Origin of the sequence: Aliidiomarina sp. (genome assembly GCF_022565475.1) — a bacterium.
Classification (GTDB): Bacteria; Pseudomonadota; Gammaproteobacteria; order Enterobacterales; family Alteromonadaceae; genus Aliidiomarina.
On the sequence record NZ_JAIUMR010000003.1, the window covers coordinates 1 to 17548 of the forward strand.

A 17548-nucleotide genomic window follows, 5' to 3' on the forward strand; every position below is an offset into this window, starting at 1 on the left:
AACCAACCAGACCATAGCTACAAGAAACACCTTCTTAGTTTAATAAATCCAACCAGTCAGGGACTAGTTGACAGAAGTTGAATTAGGATTGAAAAACAGTGATTCCAACCCTAGAATGCAAATAGCCCAAAAAGTTAATTCAGAACGCGGTTAACATCGCCAAACAGCAAGGGCATGACGTCACTTTGATCGATCTCAATGACTTTCCGTTGCCGATTTATAACGGTGACATTGAAGACGCCGGCGTTCCTGCAAAAGTGCGCGAAATGCAAGCAATTTTCGACCAACATGACAGCTTTCTAATTGCGACGCCTGAGTATAACGGTGCAGTACCTGCATTGGTAAAAAACACGCTCGATTGGATGTCGCGTTCACTTGAGAACGGTGATTCAGGAATCACCTTATTCAAAGGCAAGGTTGTCGGTATTATCTCAGCAAGTCCCGGAGCATTGGGCGGTCTACGCGCATTATTGGCGCTTCGGGATCAATTAGCTAAACTAAGCTTATGGGTTGCCCCGACTCAATTTGCTTTGGGACAAGCCCATGAAGCCTTTGACGACAACAATCAATTAAAAAATGATGAACACGGCAAACGCATTCAAGCAGTCATCGAGGATATCGCCGCGTTCTAACAAGGAGTGAACCATGAAAAACCTAACAATACTAAGCTTTACGGGCCTGATCTTCGCTGCTGGAACGGTAGCAGCGGATGACAGTATCGTCATTGATATCAAGCCCGGCAAATGGAAACATGAGTACTCCATGACCAGTGAAAGTGGTAGCTTCGAACAAGCAATGGATGAGGTTCGCAAGCAGCTCAATGCTTTACCCGAATCACAACGGCGGATGGTTGAAGATATGATGGCGCAGCAAGGAATCAACCTTGACATGCAAGGCGCAACGCTAGAAATGTGTATTACCGAGGAAGAGATTCGCCAAGGGATGTGGACACAGGAGGACGGATGCACACAAACGATGACGGCAGGTGAGGGCGACACTTTCCATGTTCGTTTTTCGTGTGACAGCAACCCTCCCACCAGCGGTGAGGGCACTTTTCGTATCCATGATCCTACCCGTTATTCAGCACTCGTGAATGTCGCTACTGAATTCAATGGGCAACCAGAAACACTCGTCATGGAACAAAAAGGCACTTGGCTTCAAGCGGAATGTGATGGATAGTTAGACGTGCTCGTTCTTGAGACGAGCGCTTTCTTTATACCAACAAGGAGCTCGACTGTGTTGAAAATGACACTGCTTGGGGTGATTTTTATCGCCGCATTAATTTTAAGCCCTTCAGTTCAGGCTGATTCCGCACTTGAACAGAAATTTGAGTCGTTACAACAAGCCATGTTGGATAAAGATCACCAGCGCCTCAGCGAGCTTTTTGCCTATGATGGCATGCTCCATATTGCCAACATGCCCCCTGTGGAAGGTCGTCCAGCCATTGGTGGTTTTTTCAGTCGTCTCTTTTTCTTCCTTGAAAGCACGCGTTACACCCATGAATACACGTCAATTGCGACGGGTAATGACGTTGCTTGGATGACCGGGCGGGTGGTGAACACCTTCGCCGGCGACCGCGAGTTGACCTCGTACGAAGGTAAATTTTTAATGATTTGGGAAAACGGTGACGACGGTTGGCAAATTGCTTTGTATAGTGTGAGTAATAACGCACCGAATTAATCTATATAGCGGACCCGGAGAGGTCCTCTTCACTCTATAAAAATGAAAAGGAACATCATGCTCACTCATTTCCTCTTGGCGCTCGTCCTTGCGACGACATCCGCAGCAGAACAACACAACTCTAAAGACCCAACAACATCGCAAAAGCTCCTTGCTTTCGCCACCGAAACTCAGCAATCACATGCCCATTTTACCGCGGTTTGGCCTGGGTTTTGGTCTGAGAACACTCCATTTATTACCTATAGCCTCGACGGCCAGGCTGTTCTCTTTACGACGGAAGAGCCTATTGCAGGGTATGAGCAACTCGCCGACAACTTTTATTACTACGCTGAACGTTTGCCAAATTTAACCGATTCTTCTTTTCATATTCAGTATTCACTGCCAAACGATAAGAATGCCACGGCCATTCGCCTTAGCGATGACAAGGCAGCTCACGCAGATCATCGCGAAACCCTATTGCATGAAGCTTTTCATGGCTATCAACGTGACGCATTTGCAGATCGCGGTCGTAATGAGTTCCTCGACCCAAAGTACCTTGATGAAACCAGTCATCGTGCCATGCTGGCATTGCAATTTGCGCTTGCTCAACAGGCTCATAGCAGTCGTGACTTAGACGATATTCGCGCCTGGCTGAGCGTTCGTGTCGCACTCAATGAAGTAATCGCTCCGGAAATCGCTGACTATCTTGGCGATATCGAGCGGACCGAGGGAACCGCTCATTGGGTCGGTATCCGATCAAGTTACGCAGAAGATTATCGCAACAGCATGGATTATTTTTTCGAAAATTTCGCCCCTCATTTTGAAACCACTCACGCAGTGCGCACGTCTGCGTACATCACTGGCGCACTATTCATCGACCTTGTGAATGATTTTTCTGCTGAAAATACGAATTGGCGCCACGCGATTGAGCAGGGAGCAACTCCCTTTGAACTCGCCGTGCAAACATTCTCCATCTCGACCGAGGACGCTCTGGGCAACATCAATGAAATCCTCTCGCAAGCGAATTTTTCTGAGCATATGACGCGTGCACAGACGTCTCAAACGGACGTGATCACGCTCGCGGACATTGAAGCCTCACACCCCTATCGACTCGATATCACCATTAATTTGCCCATGACCGATGGCGGTATCGAGCTACCTATGTTCTTTTCTGGCGGTGACAAGGGCTTTCATCAGCTAGAGGTCAATTTGATTTTCTTACCACATGCAGAAACCTTCCAATTAACGTTAGGCAACATCGCAATTGATGTTCGCAACGCTCCTGTGCTTGCGGATATACGCAGCGCGTTAGCCAATGAGGTGACCATGAGCATTTGGAGTCAATCGCCGATGACAACCATGGAGGATTTGCGCAAGATGCAGGATTTGGAAATACGGTTTGGTCAATCAATCATTCAATCACAAGTGGGCTGGAAGCTCGCTCCAGCCTCAACCAATGAGCGCTTGCAGATTTCCTTGTAAGTCTAAGTAATAATCTCTAGTTCCGGCGTATGCGTTTGTAACCAAGCGCGTACGTCGTTCATTTGCTCAATCGGAAACACGTAATTTGAGCTGATTTTCCCCGTATACGGAAACGACAACATGGCGTATTTGTCGTTGTATTCACTGAGCGCAACTTTTTTCACAACGCTCAGAGCCACTTGCTCCATGCCGACACGTAAACGGTCGTCCTCGCGACTAAGTAAACGCAGCATATCTTTCGTTTTATCTGCCGGAATTTTAGTGACTAAGGTTTCTGGAAACATGACAAACAGCAGCAATGTCCAGCCACCAAAATAGCGGAGCATTTCTGTACCCCATATCAGGTGAGTCATAACAAACACAGCAAGCAGGAAGGTTAAACGATAGCGACGGGGAATGGATTCGATCTTCTTAAACACGGAAAGCCTTTTGTAAGAAACCTAGAGACATACAACCATTGTACGATAGCTAACGTAATGAGGCTATGGCAGCATACAGTCATGCATTATTTAGTTGATCACGAGGTACCTCATGTCCGGAAACACCTATACACCAGCGAAAGTTTGGCAATGGAAACAAGGCAATGGTGGTAAATTCGCCAATATCAATCGGCCAATTTCTGGTGCCACGCACGACCAAGAATTGCCGGTCGGTAAGCACCCATTGCAGCTGTACTCTTTGGCGACACCAAATGGTGTGAAGGTCACCATCTTATTGGAAGAGCTTCTCGCTGCTGGAATTAAGGCGGCAGAATACGACGCATGGCTAATCAATATCATGGAAGGTGAGCAGTTTAGTTCAGGCTTTGTTGCGGTGAATCCAAACTCGAAAATACCGGCGATGGTGGATAATAGTACCAATCCGCCAACCCGATTATTTGAGTCGGGCTCGATGATGTTGTATCTAGCGGAGAAATTTGACAAGTTCATCCCGAAATCAGCTGCCGGTCGAACAGAGTGTTTGAACTGGCTATTTTGGCAAATGGCGAGTGCGCCAATTCTTGGCGGCGGCTTTGGCCACTTCTATGCCTATGCACCGGAAAAATACGAGTATCCGATTAATCGTTACACCATGGAAGTGAAGCGCCAGCTCGACGTACTTGAGAAGCAACTGGAGAACCACGACTACATTGCAGGCGACGAGTACACGATCGCCGACATGGCGATTTGGCCGTGGTATGGGGCCTTAGTCCGCAATGAAGTGTATGAAGCCGCAGAATTTCTTGACGCTTCGAGCTACAAAAATGTCCAACGTTGGGCTGAAAAAATCGCCGCACGCCCAGCCGTAAAGCGCGGTCGTATGGTGAATAAAGCATGGGGAGAGCCAGCGAGTCAGCTGCGCGAACGCCACGATGCCAGCGATTTTGAATTGCGAACTGAGGACAAATTGAACCCGGAAGGTTAACTCCTCTGCTTTTCTTAGCAAGCCTTGGCGATTTTGCGAAGGCTTGCTATGCATCAATCAGCCATTGCTGACAAAAACTTACGTTTCATCTGAGTAACTTCAACGATCATAATATGACCAAATTACTTACACTTTGATAAGTGAGTCGTTATAGGTTACACTTTTCATGATTTTATCCTTTAAACACAAAGGTCTCGCTAACTTCTTTTTCACCGGCAGTACAGCTGGAATTATGGTGGAACATCAAAAGAAATTGCGTTTAATTCTGGGTCGACTAAATGCAGCAAATAACATTGACGATATGAAACTTCCGGGATTAAGGCTTCATCCGCTAGAAGGAAAAAGGAAAGGAACTTGGTCGGTCAAAGTCAGCGGAAATTGGCGTGTCACGTTTAAATTTAACGACGGTCATGCTGAAGTAATTAATTATGAAGACTACCATTGAGGACAATTTATGGTAATGCACAACCCTCCGCATCCAGGTGAAATTATTAAAGAGCTCTGTATCGAGCCTCTAGGAATATCGGTCACAGAAGCAGCCGACGCCCTTGGCGTTAGCCGAAAAACACTCAGTTCAATTCTCAATGGACGCGCCGGTATCAGTCCGGAAATGGCTGTTCGCTTGTCTATCGCCTTCGACACATCGGCGGAAAGCTGGTTGCAGCAACAATATATGTTTGAACTTTGGCACGCCGAACAACATCGAGAGGCGCTAAAAGTTCGAAAACTAGTTGCTGCATAATTTCAGCACCGAAAGGCGACCTGAACGCGAAGCCTTACTCCACGTAAATCGCGAGCCCTTGGACCAGTCGCTGCACCCGTAATTCATCTCGAGCTCCGCCTTGGAAGCCGTCGAAGGAATTCACTCTTACCGTTTCACTTTGGTCGCCGAGATAGGTCATCACCACTGCGTTCGCGCCGAGTGCTGCAGCTTCGGCCTTTAACAGCTCAATCAGCGCATCAGTTACCGACTCATCGAGAGAGGTCGAAGATTTTGGACTTTGCGCCGATACAATGCCAATTTCTTGGTAGTGCTCTGGCGCGTGTTGAATAAACAACACGTCAGCAGGTGAAACAGCGGGTCGAGTCTGGCCGGTGACTTGGTGCTCAACTGTTGGTGCAGATGTACATGCAGTGAGCACTGCAGTCATTAATATGAAAATTATAGGACGTATCATTCCTTTGCCTCCAAACTCTGTGAGTGATAACTAATCAATGGTTAAGAATACGATTCCTTTTTAACCGCCTTTGAGAATATCCCAATCCTAATTAATTACCAATCAAAAAGTAATCGGATTGGCACTGTACTGCACGCGCGTTTAGTTTTAAGCTGACTGACAGTTTCAATACCACCAATACCAAATTCAAACGGAAAGTGCTGTTATGAAGAATGCCCTGCAAGAGCAGTTGCTCAAGGCCGGCTTAGCCGATGCGAAAAAACTGAAGACGCTGAACAAAGAAAAGCATCAGCAAAAGAAGAGTGCAGGTAAGAAGCGCCAAATCGTCAATGAAGCGACGTTACTTGCCGAGCAAAAGCGCCGTGAGAAGGTCGCTCGTGACCAGGAACTGAATCGACAGCGCCAAGCGGAGTTACAAGAAAAGGCAATCGCAGCCCAAGTTCGTCAGCTCATCGACGTCAATCGAATTGACCATAAGGGCGAAATCACTTTTAACTTTGCCGATGGTACATTGGTGAAACGTTTGCACGTTAACCAAAAAATACATAACGAGCTAACCCACGGTCAGATAGCTATTGTCCGTGACGGTGAGGGCTACGCGCTAATTCCCGCTCAAGTCGCTGAGAAGATTCAACAACGCATACCCACAGCGATCGTCTTACTTAACAACCCCGACGCCCAAGAGGAAGCCCCTGACAACGATGATCCTTACGCAGATTACAAGATACCTGATGATCTGATGTGGTAGTGGCTGAATTTACTTCAGCCAAGGATTTGAGCTGGCAAAGGTACTGATATACAGTGCCTCGACTTTGTCTCGTGCCCACTGGGTTTTGCGCAAAAACTTAAGTGATGATTTTATCGATGGGTCTTTGGCAAAGCAGTTAATTGGAATCCGCTCGGCTAATCCTTGCCAGTGATAATACTCCACCAAACGCGTGACGATTGTTTCGAGGGTTAATCCGTGCAGAGGATTATTCGGTTGTTGATTCATTCAAGAATGTCTCGTGGGTTAATCAATAGGCTCACTTTACTGAATAGGATACGTCAATAAAGGCCGCAAGACGAGACCCGTGCCTTTGCAGCGATGAAGAACAAGCAAAAACGCCCGCTGCTAGCGGCGGGCGTTGTCGTGAAGCGGTTACTTCAAATGCGCTCTAATCTTCGCTGAGGCGTAGTCCATAATCCAGACAATCGCGGCAATCATGATCACCAAGGTTCCCACTTCGTTCCAGCGCGCTAGACCCTGATACTGCATGAGCATAGTGCCGATACCACCGCCACCGACAAGGCCAATCACCGTTGCCATGCGCACGTTGATATCCCAGCGATAAATCGTGTACGACAAATACGGCAATACGATTTGGGGCACCACGCCATACCAAATGACTTGAATTGGGTGTGCACCCGTTGCCGTCATGGCTTCAACCGGACCGTCAGAAATCGCCTCAATTTGCTCGGAGTAGAGTTTCGTCAGGGATGCCACAGAGTGTAAAAACAATGCCAACATCCCCGAGAACGGCCCGATACCGACCCACACCGAAAAGATAATGGCCCAAACCAGTGGCTCAATTGATCGTGTGAGATTCATAAAGAAGCGCACCGTCGCATAAATAGCGAAACTCAAAGCCGAGTGCTTCATCAGGTTTCTTGCAGCGAAAAACGCCAATATAAAGGCCACCGGTATCGCAAACGCCGTGGCTATAAAGGCCATATAGACAGTTTCAATCGCGGCGAATAATGCGTCTTCAAAAATCGACATATTCGGGGTGAGTAGCGCAGTAAATATGCGCTGAGCACCGGTGAGTCCGCTATCAGAGAAGAATTCGCGCATCGATACTTGCGATACCTGCAAGCCAGCTAGGAAGGTCAGTAATAAAAAGACGAGGCCTAGGCGCACTGCCGCGGTGCGAAAAAGTGACTCACCGTCTTTGAACTCAATCAAGCCGGTAATAGCTTTACCCACAGATAACCGAGTATAAATTAGCCCACTCGCGACAATAATTCCGGCAATGCCGCAGGCTAAAGGCTCTGACCAACTGAAGTCCAAATGGCGCAGATTTAAATACCAGCTTTGGTATACGAGCTTATAAATCACGAGGACGCTGTAACTCCACAAAACCGCATCAATGCACCAGGCTTTGATCGTCGCCTGATAGCGAGTGACTGGCATGGTCGCATGCAGTTGTTCTTGTACGTCTTGATTCTTGTCCATTAGTTAATACTCACTTCAACAGCGTCTTCACCATAGATAGTCTGAAACCACTGTTCGTCAATGTCTGTAGGCGAGCCTTCATAAACCTTAGAGCCGTCTTTGAGCGCTATGACGCGCGTCGCATACGTGCGCACAAGGGATAAGAAATGCAGATTACAAATCACGGTCACGCCGAGCTCTTGGTTAATTTTTTGCAGATATTTCATCACCGAATGGGAAGTCGCTGGGTCTAAGCTGGCCACCGGCTCATCAGCGAGTAAAATTTTCGGTTGTTGCATCAAGGCTCGAGCGATAGCCACTCGTTGCTGCTGCCCCCCGGATAGGTTATCCGCCCGCACATAAGCTTTATGATCAAGGCCGACAATACTGAGGTATTTCATCGCCTGTCGTTTTTGCTCTGCCGAATACAGGCCCAATAACGACTTCCATACCGGAGTAGAGGCCAGAGCGCCAGCGAGAACATTCGTGAGCACGGTTTTGCGCGGAATAAGATTGAACTGTTGAAAAATCATCCCAATGCGGCTGCGTTGCTGGCGCAGAGCTTTTCCTTGCAGGTTATTCAGCGCCAAGTGTTCAAACTGAATGGTTCCACTTGTCACTGGGTGCAACTGATTAATACATCGCAACAACGTCGACTTGCCCGATCCCGACAAACCAATCACCACCAAAAATTCTCCTTCGTCGACGCTAAAACTCACCTCTTTTAGTGCCTGCGTGCCGTTCGGATAGGTTTTTACGAGCTTGTCGGCGGTTAATAAATGCATGTGCATGTCCTACAGCAAAAGTCGGTTGGTATCGAGTTCAATTGCGCGAATCATGTCGCGCAGCGGGTCGTAGTCTGCATCTGTGGCATCCACCAATCCCTCAACACTGTAGATATTGCGAAAGATAGTGCGACCTTCTTCCGTATCAAGGAATTTCTTCACCGCATCGATAAAGCGGTCGCGAATATCTTCAGGCAGGTCTTTACGGAACACGAAAGGGTCGTTCGGTATTCTGTCGGTCACGGCTAGAATACGCACGCGCTCTTCAACGTCTGGGAATTGGGTCAACACCCGCTGTCTGGCATCGCGAATCGTGCCGTCGGCTGCGGGCGCTGAATAGTAAGCAGAACCAGCATCCACCTGCCCTTGGTAGACCATGGTAATCACGCTGTCGTGCTTCATGGCAAACGTTTCGTTACCAAGGCTGACACCGGCTTCGCGAATCATTTTTAGCGGAAAGAAGTACCCGGAAGTCGACGCCGGATCAGTAAAAGCAAAACGCTTGCCTTGTAGATCTTCAAGTGTGTGAATATCGCTGTCAGCACGCACGACAATTTGTCCTTGGTAGTAGTCGACACCATGGCGAATCATCCGTAAATGCGCGCGCGCACCGTAACGCTCGTTAGCCATCAAGTAACCAAAGGAGTTCATTGCGCCAATATCGGCGCGGCCCGAGCCAAAGGCTTCAACCACAGCAATGTAACTCGTAGGAATTCCTGTGACATAGTAGTCACCCGTTTCTTCCTCTAAGAAACGAATAAATTCACGGGAGTTGCTGGCTATGGTGTCAGCATCCACAGAGGGAGTGAAATAAAGCCTTACTGGATTGTCACGGCTGCCCAAATCGCCCGCTGGCTGACAGCCGCTTATGAGCATAACTAAAGGCAGTAACGTGATTAAAAACAAGGTTTTAAGTGGCATTCTAAAGGTCATGGTTAAGCACCCTGTGGTGAATTCATGACCTTTATAACGCAACTTTATGATCTTAATATGACAGTGCCGTCATGGGCGGTTCATCGTGCTGTCATCGAGCTGTCATCGCTTCGCGAATCTTTGTTCTGAAGCGTGCGGGGGGATGATTGCGAATTTTTACTAAGAAAAAAGGGCCTTGCGGCCCTTTCGTCTTATTCCACGGTAACGCTCTTGGCTAAATTACGCGGTTGGTCTACATCGGTGCCTTTAATAATGGCAACGTAGTAGCTCAGTAGCTGCAATGGGATGGTGTAGACGATTGGTGCGACTAGCTCGTCAACATGATCGAGGTTAATCACGCGCATGGTGTCATCGCTTTTGAAGTGTACGTCTTTGTCGGCGAACACGTACATGATGCCGCCACGAGCACGAACTTCTTCGACGTTCGACTTCAGTTTTTCGAGCAGCTCGTTGTTGGGTGCAACCACAATGACCGGCATTTCGGCGTCAATCAATGCGAGCGGGCCGTGCTTTAGCTCACCGGCGGCATAGGCTTCAGCGTGAATGTAGCTGATCTCTTTCAGCTTCAGCGCACCTTCCATGGCAATCGGATATTGGTCGCCGCGTCCTAAGAACAAACTGTGTTCTTTGTCGGCAAATTCTTCGGCCAATTCTTCAATTTCTGCGGTGATTTTCAATGATTGTTCAAGTTTGGTCGGTAACGCGGCTAGAGCGTGAGCAATCCTTGCTTCGGTGGCTTGATCCATGCCATTGAAGCGGCCGAGGGCACTTACCAGCATCAACAAGCCGACTAACTGCGTGGTAAAGGCTTTGGTTGAAGCTACACCGATTTCAGCGCCAGCCCGGGTTAAGAAGGCTAAATCCGATTCCCGTACCATGGACGAGGTCGCCACGTTACAAATGGTTAAGCTCGAACGATAACCGAGTGTCTTCGCCAATCGCAAGGCCGCCAAGGTATCGGCCGTTTCACCCGACTGCGAAATCGTGACCAGCAAGCTCCCCGGAAAAACATGCGACTTGCGGTAGCGGAATTCTGAAGCGATTTCGACGTTACATGACACGCCTGCGTAAGCCTCAAACCAATAACGCGCGACCATACCGGCATGATACGAGGTACCACACGCAATAATTTGGACGTGGCGAATGTCTTTGAAGATTTCTGCAGCGTTCTCACCAAATGCATTGACCATGATTTCATCGCCATTGACGCGACCTTCAAGGGTGCTGCGCACGGCAATGGGCTGCTCATGAATTTCTTTCAGCATGTAATGGCGATATTCGCCTTTGCCGCCTGCATCATACTGCAAGTCAGAGGTTTGTTGTTCACGTTGAACCGGCTGCCCCTGGGTATCAAAAATTTCTACTGTTTCACGGGTAATACGCGCTACATCACCTTCTTCAAGATAGATAAACTCGCGGGTCACCGGTAATAATGCTAACTGATCCGACGCAACAAAGTTTTCACCAAGACCAAGACCAATGACTAACGGGCTGCCAGAGCGTGCAACAACGAGCTCGCCTGGACGACGTTTGTCCATAATGACGGTGCCATAAGCGCCTTCCAATTGTTTTACTGTGGCTTGGAGTGCGGCAAGCAGGTCATCCTGTGTTTTTAACTCATGATGTATGAGGTGACAAATCACTTCGGTGTCGGTTTGCGAGGTGAATACATAACCGAGATCTTGTAGCTTTTTGCGTAAGACATCATGGTTTTCAATGATTCCGTTATGGACCACTGCAATGGTGTCATTGGAGAAGTGGGGATGCGCGTTGGCCTCGGTGACCCCTCCGTGCGTCGCCCAACGGGTGTGGGCTATGCCGCTAAAGCCATTGGTGTTGGTTTCTTCCAACGCGTCCGCCAGTGCTTGAACCTTGCCGACACGACGCACTTGCTGCAAGCCTTCGTCATTTAACAAGGCCACGCCAGCGGAGTCATAACCACGGTACTCGAGGCGACGTAGGCCTTCTAATAAAATCCCAGCGACTCGGCGCTCTGCCGTTGCTCCAACGATTCCACACATCTTACTGATCTCCCTTTTTCACTGGGCGTTTCCATCCCGCAATATTACGTTGTTTGCCGCGAGCAACTGCAAGTTCGTCTGCGCCGACTTGTGTCGTAATGACCGAGCCCGCGCCAATGGTCGCGTTGTCACCGATGGCAACCGGTGCAACTAATGAACTATTAGAGCCAATAAAGGCACCCTTGCCAATTTCGGTTTTGTGTTTATTCACGCCATCATAGTTGCAGGTAATGGTTCCTGCACCGATATTTGTACCGGCACCCACGGTGGCATCGCCTAAATACGTTAAGTGACCGGCTTTCGCACCTTTGCCAAGATATGACTTCTTGATTTCAACAAAGTTGCCAACCGCCGCTCCTGTTGCTAATTCTGTACCTGCGCGCAAACGGGCAAATGGTCCAACTTGTGCCGTTGGGCCAACTTTAGCGCCTTCCAGCACTGAATTTGCTTTTATCACAGCGCCTGCTGCAATATGACTGTCGCGAATCACGCAATTCGGCTCAATCATCACGCCGTCCTCGATTGTGACTTCACCTTCAAACACCACGTTGACGTCGATCACCACATCAGAACCAACGGTCACACTGCCGCGGACGTCAATTCGAGTGTGGTCGAGTAGAGTAGCACCGGCCATCATCAGCGCTTCAGCTTGGCGTTGCTGGTAGGCGCGCTCCAGGCCAGCTAATTGGACTCGGTTATTTGCACCTTCTACTTCGCTAATCTCGGCTGGCTGGCTACTTGCAATGTCCACACCTTCGGTTGCCGCCATGGCAACGATATCGGTCAGATAGTACTCGCCCTGCACATTATTGTTGTCGAGTTGGCTTAACCAACGCTTTAGGTCTCCGCCATTCACCGCCATGATTCCGGTGTTCACTTCGGTTATGCGATGTTGTTCTGGAGATGCATCTTTATGTTCAATAATACCGGTAATCTTGCCCGTATTATCGCGAACAATGCGGCCGTAACCGGTTGGGTCGGGCAGGGTAACCGTCAATAGTGCGAAAGGACTGTCGCCTTTCGCAGTCAGCAATGCTTGCAGTGTTTCGACTCGAGTGAGTGGCACGTCGCCGTAGAGAATCAGGACTGTTTCGTCGTCGGAAATCTTCGGAATTGCCTGTTGCACCGCATGGCCGGTGCCCAATTGTTCGGCTTGCTCAACCCAGTCGACTGCATAATCTGCCAAGCGTTGCTTTAATTGCTCGCCACCATGACCATACACCAAGTTAATTCGTTCAGCGCCAAGTTTTTGCGCACTTTCAATGACATGCGCAACCATTGGTTTTTGGGCCACGGGATGAAGCACTTTTGGCAGCGCAGAACGCATCCGCGTGCCTTTGCCTGCGGCTAGAATAACGGCATTGATTGGGGCTGTGGTCATGGACGATCCTTTCTACCAAATGACACTAAGGAAAAACAATTTTAGCAGGGTTCCGAGCGTTCCGAAACGCCACTTGCGAAATGTTTATACAGCTAGCGTCCAACGCTAGCGCAATAAAAAACCCGGCATAAGCCGGGTTTTTTGCTGATCGCCTTGTGCGAACCTGTTACTTGCCTTTCTTCTTGCGAAGATGTTGCAATACGCGCAACTGTGCGACTGCACGGGCAAGCTCTGCTGCTGCTTCAGCGTACGACATGTCAGGTGACGAGTGGGCCATTGCTTCACGCGCTTCTTTGATTGATTTCTCAATCGCTAGCTCGTCAAGTTCGCCACCACGTACCGCCGTGTCAGACAAAATGGTGACAACGTCAGGTTGTACTTCCATAATGCCGCCAGCAACATAAAACAGCTCTTCTTCGCCGGCTTCTGTCACCAAACGAATCATGCCAGGCTTCAAGGCGGTCAATAACGGGGTGTGCTTAGGTAAAATACCCATTTCACCCTCTTCAGCTGTCACCTGGATAGAACGTACATCGCCAGAGAACAACCGTTCTTCTGCGCTTACCACATCCAGACGTACTGTAGATACCGCCATTACAAACCTCCCGTTCAATTACATTTTGTTGGCTTTTTCGATCGCTTCGTCGATGGTACCAACCATGTAGAACGCTTGCTCTGGCATGTGATCGAAGTCACCGTCCAGAATGCCTTTAAAGCCAGCAATCGTGTCTTTCAATGACACGTACTTACCTGGAGAACCGGTAAATACTTCAGCAACGAAGAACGGCTGAGATAAGAAGCGCTGAATCTTACGCGCACGTGCGACAACACGCTTATCTTCTTCAGACAGCTCGTCCATACCGAGGATGGCGATGATGTCTTTCAGTTCTTTGTAACGCTGAAGGACTGACTGAACGCCACGCGCTGTTTCATAATGCTCGGTACCAATAACTTGTGGATCGAGCTGACGCGAAGTTGAGTCCAGTGGGTCAACCGCAGGGTAGATACCCAATGACGCGATGTCACGCGACAATACAACGGTTGCATCCAAGTGAGCAAACGTAGTTGCTGGTGACGGGTCAGTTAAGTCATCCGCAGGTACGTAAACGGCCTGGATTGACGTGATTGAACCTGTCTTAGTTGACGTAATACGCTCCTGCAATACACCCATTTCTTCAGCAAGTGTAGGCTGATAACCTACCGCTGATGGCATACGGCCAAGCAGTGCTGATACTTCCGTACCGGCTAGTGTATAACGGTAGATGTTATCAACGAAGAACAGAACATCACGACCTTCGTCACGGAATTTCTCCGCAATGGTAAGACCGGTCAATGCAACGCGCAGACGGTTACCCGGTGGCTCGTTCATCTGACCGTAAACCAACGCTACTTTATCAAGTACGTTCGAGTCTTTCATTTCGTGATAGAAGTCATTACCTTCACGAGTACGCTCACCAACACCAGCGAATACTGAGTAACCGCTGTGCTCGATTGCGATGTTCCGGATCAGTTCCATCATGTTTACGGTTTTACCTACACCGGCACCACCGAACAGACCAACTTTACCACCTTTCGCAAACGGACAGATTAGGTCGATAACCTTGATACCTGTCTCAAGCAACTCGATTGAGCTTGACTGCTCTTCGTAAGAAGGCGCTTCACGGTGAATCGACATACGCTCTTCTTCACCGATATCGCCAGCTTCGTCGATAGGGTCACCAAGAACGTTCATAATACGTCCTAGAGTTGCCTTACCAACGGGAACCATAATTGGCTCACCTGTATTGTCAACACTCAAACCACGACGGAGACCGTCAGTAGTACCGAGTGCAATTGTACGCACGACACCGCCGCCCAGCTGTTGCTGAACTTCGAGGGTTAGACCCTTCAAATCGCCTTCGGCGATGCGCAGTGCGTCGTAGATCTTTGGTACGCTAGATTGTGGGAATTCGATATCCACAACTGCGCCAATGATTTGGACGACCTTACCTTGACTCATGACTTATCCTCTAACTCTGCAAATCTTCATGACCTTTGCCGGGTAGCAGGTTTACACTGCGCCAGCGCCCGAGACAATCTCTGAAATCTCTTGGGTAATCGCTGCCTGACGAGCTTTATTGTAAACTAACTGCAACTCATCAATCAGTTGTCCTGCGTTATCGGTAGCTGCTTTCATAGCTACCATTCGTGCCGCTTGTTCACTCGCTAAATTCTCGACTGAACCTTGGTACACCTGACTTTCTACGAAACGACGCAACAATGTATCTAACAACGTTTTTGCGTCTGGCTCGTATAAGTAATCCCAAGCATGTGCACGTTTTGCAGTTTCTGTTTTAGGCAAAGGTAACAGTTGGTTAATGACCGGTTGTTGTGTCATCGTGTTAACAAACTTGTTGTACACGAGATACACACGATCAAGCTCACCACTGTCGAATGCGTTCAGCATTACCGATACCGTTCCGATCAGATCGTTCAGGGCAGGCTTGTCACCCAAACCAGAAGTTTGGGTTAGGATATTTGTCGTAATGCGCTTGAAGAAAGCCGCAGCTTTCGATCCAATTGCAGCAAAACTTACGTCAACACCTTTCTCTTTCCATTCTTGAACATCACGTAACACCATACGGAATTCGTTACTGTTCAAGCCACCGCACAAACCACGGTCGGTCGAGATGACGATATATCCAACACGTTTAACCTCACGATCAGTCATCCAAGGATGCTGATACTCAAGGTCACCCTGAGCAATATGGCCGATCACTTCGCGAATAGCTTCCGCGTATGGACGGCTGCTGGCCATTTGATCCTGCGCTTTACGCATTTTCGAGGCCGCAACCATTTCCATTGCGCTGGTGATCTTCTGAGTGTTGTTAATACTCCCGATCTGAGTTTTTATCTCTTTTCCAACGGCCATAATAATCTCCTGCGTTTACAACGACGGAAGGCCGCAGTTTCCTGCGGCCCGGCTCTTAGAAACTCTGTGTTTCTTTGAACTTGGTGATACCTGCTTTGATTTCAGCTTCGATATCGCCGTTGTAATCGCCTGTTTCATTAATTTTCGCCATGAGGTCGGCGTGCTCGCTGTTAAAGTACTCCAGCAAAGCAGACTCGAAAGATTGAATCTTAGCGATTTCAACACCTTTCAAGAAACCTTTTTCGGCTGCGAAGATAGACACGGCCATGTTCGCAACGCTCATTGGCGCATATTGGTTTTGTTTCATCAACTCGGTAACACGCTGACCATGCTCAAGCTGGGCACGTGTGGCTTCGTCGAGATCAGATGCGAACTGAGCAAACGCTGCAAGTTCACGATACTGAGCCAATGCAAGACGAATACCGCCACCAAGCTTCTTGATGATCTTAGTCTGAGCTGCACCACCTACCCGCGATACCGAAATACCGGCGTTAACAGCTGGGCGAATACCCGCGTTAAACAAGTCAGTTTCTAAGAAGATCTGACCGTCAGTAATCGAGATTACGTTGGTTGGTACGAACGCAGAAACGTCACCTGCTTGGGTTTCAATGATTGGTAACGCAGTTAAAGAACCGGTTTTACCTTTCACTTCACCGTTAGTGAACTTTTCTACGTAGTCAGCGTTTACACGCGCAGCACGCTCTAGCAAGCGCGAGTGTAAATAGAAAACGTCACCTGGGAATGCTTCACGTCCTGGTGGACGACGCAGTAGCAATGAGATTTGACGGTAAGCAACGGCTTGCTTCGACAAATCATCATACACGATTAGCGCGTCTTCACCGCGGTCACGGAAGTATTCACCCATGGTACAACCAGAATAAGCAGCCAAATACTGAAGCGCTGCTGACTCAGAGGCCGACGCTGCAACAATAATGGTGTGCGCTAAGGCGCCGTGCTCTTCAAGCTTACGGACGACGTTGGCGATGGTCGACGCTTTCTGACCGATTGCAACGTAGACACACTTAATGCCTGAATCTTTCTGGTTGATGATGGCGTCAACGGCCATCGCTGTTTTACCGGTCTGACGGTCACCGATGATCAACTCACGCTGACCACGACCGATTGGAATCATGGCGTCAATTGATTTGTAACCAGTTTGTACTGGTTGATCAACTGATTGACGCTCGATTACGCCCGGTGCAATTTTCTCTACCGGCTCAAAACCGTCAGCATCAATTGCGCCTTTACCGTCGATTGGCATACCTAGCGTGTTCACAACACGGCCAAGTAGGGCACGGCCCACTGGAACTTCCAGGATCCGACCCGTTGATTTGACTTTAATACCTTCTTGCAGGTCACCGTATGGACCCATTACAACCGCACCTACAGAGTCGCGCTCAAGGTTAAGTGCGATTGCATAGCGATTTCCAGGAAGCTCGATCATCTCCCCCTGCATACAGTCAGCCAAACCGGTGACCCGGATGATACCGTCTGTTACAGCAGTGATGGTGCCTTCATTGCGAGCTTCACTGACAACTTCGAACTGCTCAATACGCTGTTTGATCAGTTCTGCAATTTCATTTGAATTCAGTTGCATGCT

General features: G+C 48.8%; 20 protein-coding genes. 8 read left to right on the plus strand and 12 right to left on the minus strand.

Features of this window, described 5'->3' with window-relative positions; genetic code table 11:
• Positions 1-137: 137 nt before the first annotated feature.
• From LAT77_RS03320 to LAT77_RS03335, 4 genes are all read left to right on the plus strand, one after another.
• Entirely contained in the window at positions 138-632 is a 495-nt protein-coding gene (locus tag LAT77_RS03320; protein WP_290563397.1) for an NADPH-dependent FMN reductase, read from the plus strand.
• A gap of 13 nt (positions 633-645) precedes the next feature.
• Positions 646-1179: a DUF3617 domain-containing protein gene (locus tag LAT77_RS03325; RefSeq protein ID WP_290563131.1), complete on the plus strand. Its 534-nt coding sequence runs from the start codon at positions 646-648 to the stop codon at positions 1177-1179.
• A gap of 66 nt (positions 1180-1245) precedes the next feature.
• Complete coding sequence (locus LAT77_RS03330) at positions 1246-1680, plus strand: nuclear transport factor 2 family protein (protein ID WP_290563398.1); 435 nt, start codon at positions 1246-1248, stop codon at positions 1678-1680.
• 57 nt (positions 1681-1737) lie between these two features.
• On the plus strand, positions 1738-3141 hold the full coding sequence (locus LAT77_RS03335; protein WP_290563132.1) for a hypothetical protein: 1404 nt from the start codon (positions 1738-1740) through the stop codon (positions 3139-3141).
• Between the two features lie 2 nt (positions 3142-3143).
• Here the strand turns inward: LAT77_RS03335 and LAT77_RS03340 are convergent, their stop codons facing one another.
• The gene (locus tag LAT77_RS03340) at positions 3144-3560 is read right to left on the minus strand and encodes a hypothetical protein (RefSeq protein WP_290563133.1); all 417 of its coding nucleotides are present in this window, start codon (positions 3558-3560) and stop codon (positions 3144-3146) included.
• A gap of 112 nt (positions 3561-3672) precedes the next feature.
• On the opposite strand from LAT77_RS03340, the gene yghU reads away from it, so the two are divergent.
• The 3 genes from yghU (at position 3673) to LAT77_RS03355 (ending at position 5287) form a co-directional block, all read left to right on the plus strand.
• On the plus strand, positions 3673-4545 hold the full coding sequence (yghU, locus tag LAT77_RS03345) for a glutathione-dependent disulfide-bond oxidoreductase (protein WP_290563134.1): 873 nt from the start codon (positions 3673-3675) through the stop codon (positions 4543-4545).
• Positions 4546-4711: 166 nt separating this feature from the next.
• Positions 4712-4990 (plus strand): type II toxin-antitoxin system RelE/ParE family toxin, encoded by a 279-nt coding sequence (locus tag LAT77_RS03350; protein ID WP_290563135.1) that lies wholly within the window; start codon positions 4712-4714, stop codon positions 4988-4990.
• A gap of 9 nt (positions 4991-4999) precedes the next feature.
• Positions 5000-5287 carry a HigA family addiction module antitoxin gene (locus LAT77_RS03355; RefSeq protein ID WP_290563136.1) on the plus strand — a complete coding sequence of 96 codons (288 nt, stop codon included), beginning with the start codon at positions 5000-5002 and terminating at the stop codon, positions 5285-5287.
• 34 nt (positions 5288-5321) lie between these two features.
• Here LAT77_RS03355 and LAT77_RS03360 read toward each other — a convergent pair whose 3' ends face one another.
• Positions 5322-5723: a hypothetical protein gene (locus LAT77_RS03360; RefSeq protein ID WP_290563137.1), complete on the minus strand. Its 402-nt coding sequence runs from the start codon at positions 5721-5723 to the stop codon at positions 5322-5324.
• Positions 5724-5928: 205 nt separating this feature from the next.
• Here LAT77_RS03360 and LAT77_RS03365 point away from each other — a divergent pair, with 205 nt between their 5' ends.
• On the plus strand, positions 5929-6471 hold the full coding sequence (locus tag LAT77_RS03365; RefSeq protein ID WP_290563138.1) for a DUF2058 domain-containing protein: 543 nt from the start codon (positions 5929-5931) through the stop codon (positions 6469-6471).
• 9 nt (positions 6472-6480) lie between these two features.
• Here the strand turns inward: LAT77_RS03365 and LAT77_RS03370 are convergent, their stop codons facing one another.
• The 10 genes from LAT77_RS03370 to atpA all read right to left on the minus strand — a co-directional run bounded on the left by LAT77_RS03370 (position 6481) and on the right by atpA (position 17545).
• Positions 6481-6717, minus strand: coding sequence for a VF530 family protein (locus tag LAT77_RS03370; protein WP_290563139.1), 237 nt, complete (start codon positions 6715-6717; stop codon positions 6481-6483).
• A 147-nt stretch (positions 6718-6864) separates the two neighbouring features.
• The gene (gene phnE, locus LAT77_RS03375) at positions 6865-7938 is read right to left on the minus strand and encodes a phosphonate ABC transporter, permease protein PhnE (RefSeq protein ID WP_290563140.1); all 1074 of its coding nucleotides are present in this window, start codon (positions 7936-7938) and stop codon (positions 6865-6867) included.
• Positions 7938-8702, minus strand: a complete 765-nt coding sequence (gene phnC / locus LAT77_RS03380) for a phosphonate ABC transporter ATP-binding protein (RefSeq protein ID WP_290563141.1) — start codon at positions 8700-8702, stop codon at positions 7938-7940. Before phnC ends, phnE begins: the two co-directional genes overlap by 1 nt.
• A gap of 9 nt (positions 8703-8711) precedes the next feature.
• Positions 8712-9635 carry a phosphate/phosphite/phosphonate ABC transporter substrate-binding protein gene (locus LAT77_RS03385; RefSeq protein ID WP_290563142.1) on the minus strand — a complete coding sequence of 308 codons (924 nt, stop codon included), beginning with the start codon at positions 9633-9635 and terminating at the stop codon, positions 8712-8714.
• Positions 9636-9826: 191 nt separating this feature from the next.
• Entirely contained in the window at positions 9827-11656 is a 1830-nt protein-coding gene (gene glmS / locus LAT77_RS03390; protein ID WP_290563143.1) for a glutamine--fructose-6-phosphate transaminase (isomerizing), read from the minus strand.
• Position 11657: 1 nt separating this feature from the next.
• Positions 11658-13037 carry a bifunctional UDP-N-acetylglucosamine diphosphorylase/glucosamine-1-phosphate N-acetyltransferase GlmU gene (gene glmU / locus LAT77_RS03395; protein ID WP_290563144.1) on the minus strand — a complete coding sequence of 460 codons (1380 nt, stop codon included), beginning with the start codon at positions 13035-13037 and terminating at the stop codon, positions 11658-11660.
• A 166-nt stretch (positions 13038-13203) separates the two neighbouring features.
• Positions 13204-13632 carry a F0F1 ATP synthase subunit epsilon gene (locus LAT77_RS03400; protein WP_290563145.1) on the minus strand — a complete coding sequence of 143 codons (429 nt, stop codon included), beginning with the start codon at positions 13630-13632 and terminating at the stop codon, positions 13204-13206.
• Between the two features lie 18 nt (positions 13633-13650).
• Entirely contained in the window at positions 13651-15036 is a 1386-nt protein-coding gene (atpD, locus tag LAT77_RS03405; protein ID WP_290563146.1) for a F0F1 ATP synthase subunit beta, read from the minus strand.
• 51 nt (positions 15037-15087) lie between these two features.
• Positions 15088-15948 carry a F0F1 ATP synthase subunit gamma gene (gene atpG / locus LAT77_RS03410; protein ID WP_290563147.1) on the minus strand — a complete coding sequence of 287 codons (861 nt, stop codon included), beginning with the start codon at positions 15946-15948 and terminating at the stop codon, positions 15088-15090.
• Positions 15949-16003: 55 nt separating this feature from the next.
• Positions 16004-17545 carry a F0F1 ATP synthase subunit alpha gene (gene atpA, locus LAT77_RS03415; protein WP_290563148.1) on the minus strand — a complete coding sequence of 514 codons (1542 nt, stop codon included), beginning with the start codon at positions 17543-17545 and terminating at the stop codon, positions 16004-16006.
• Between the last annotated feature and the right edge of the window lie 3 nt (positions 17546-17548).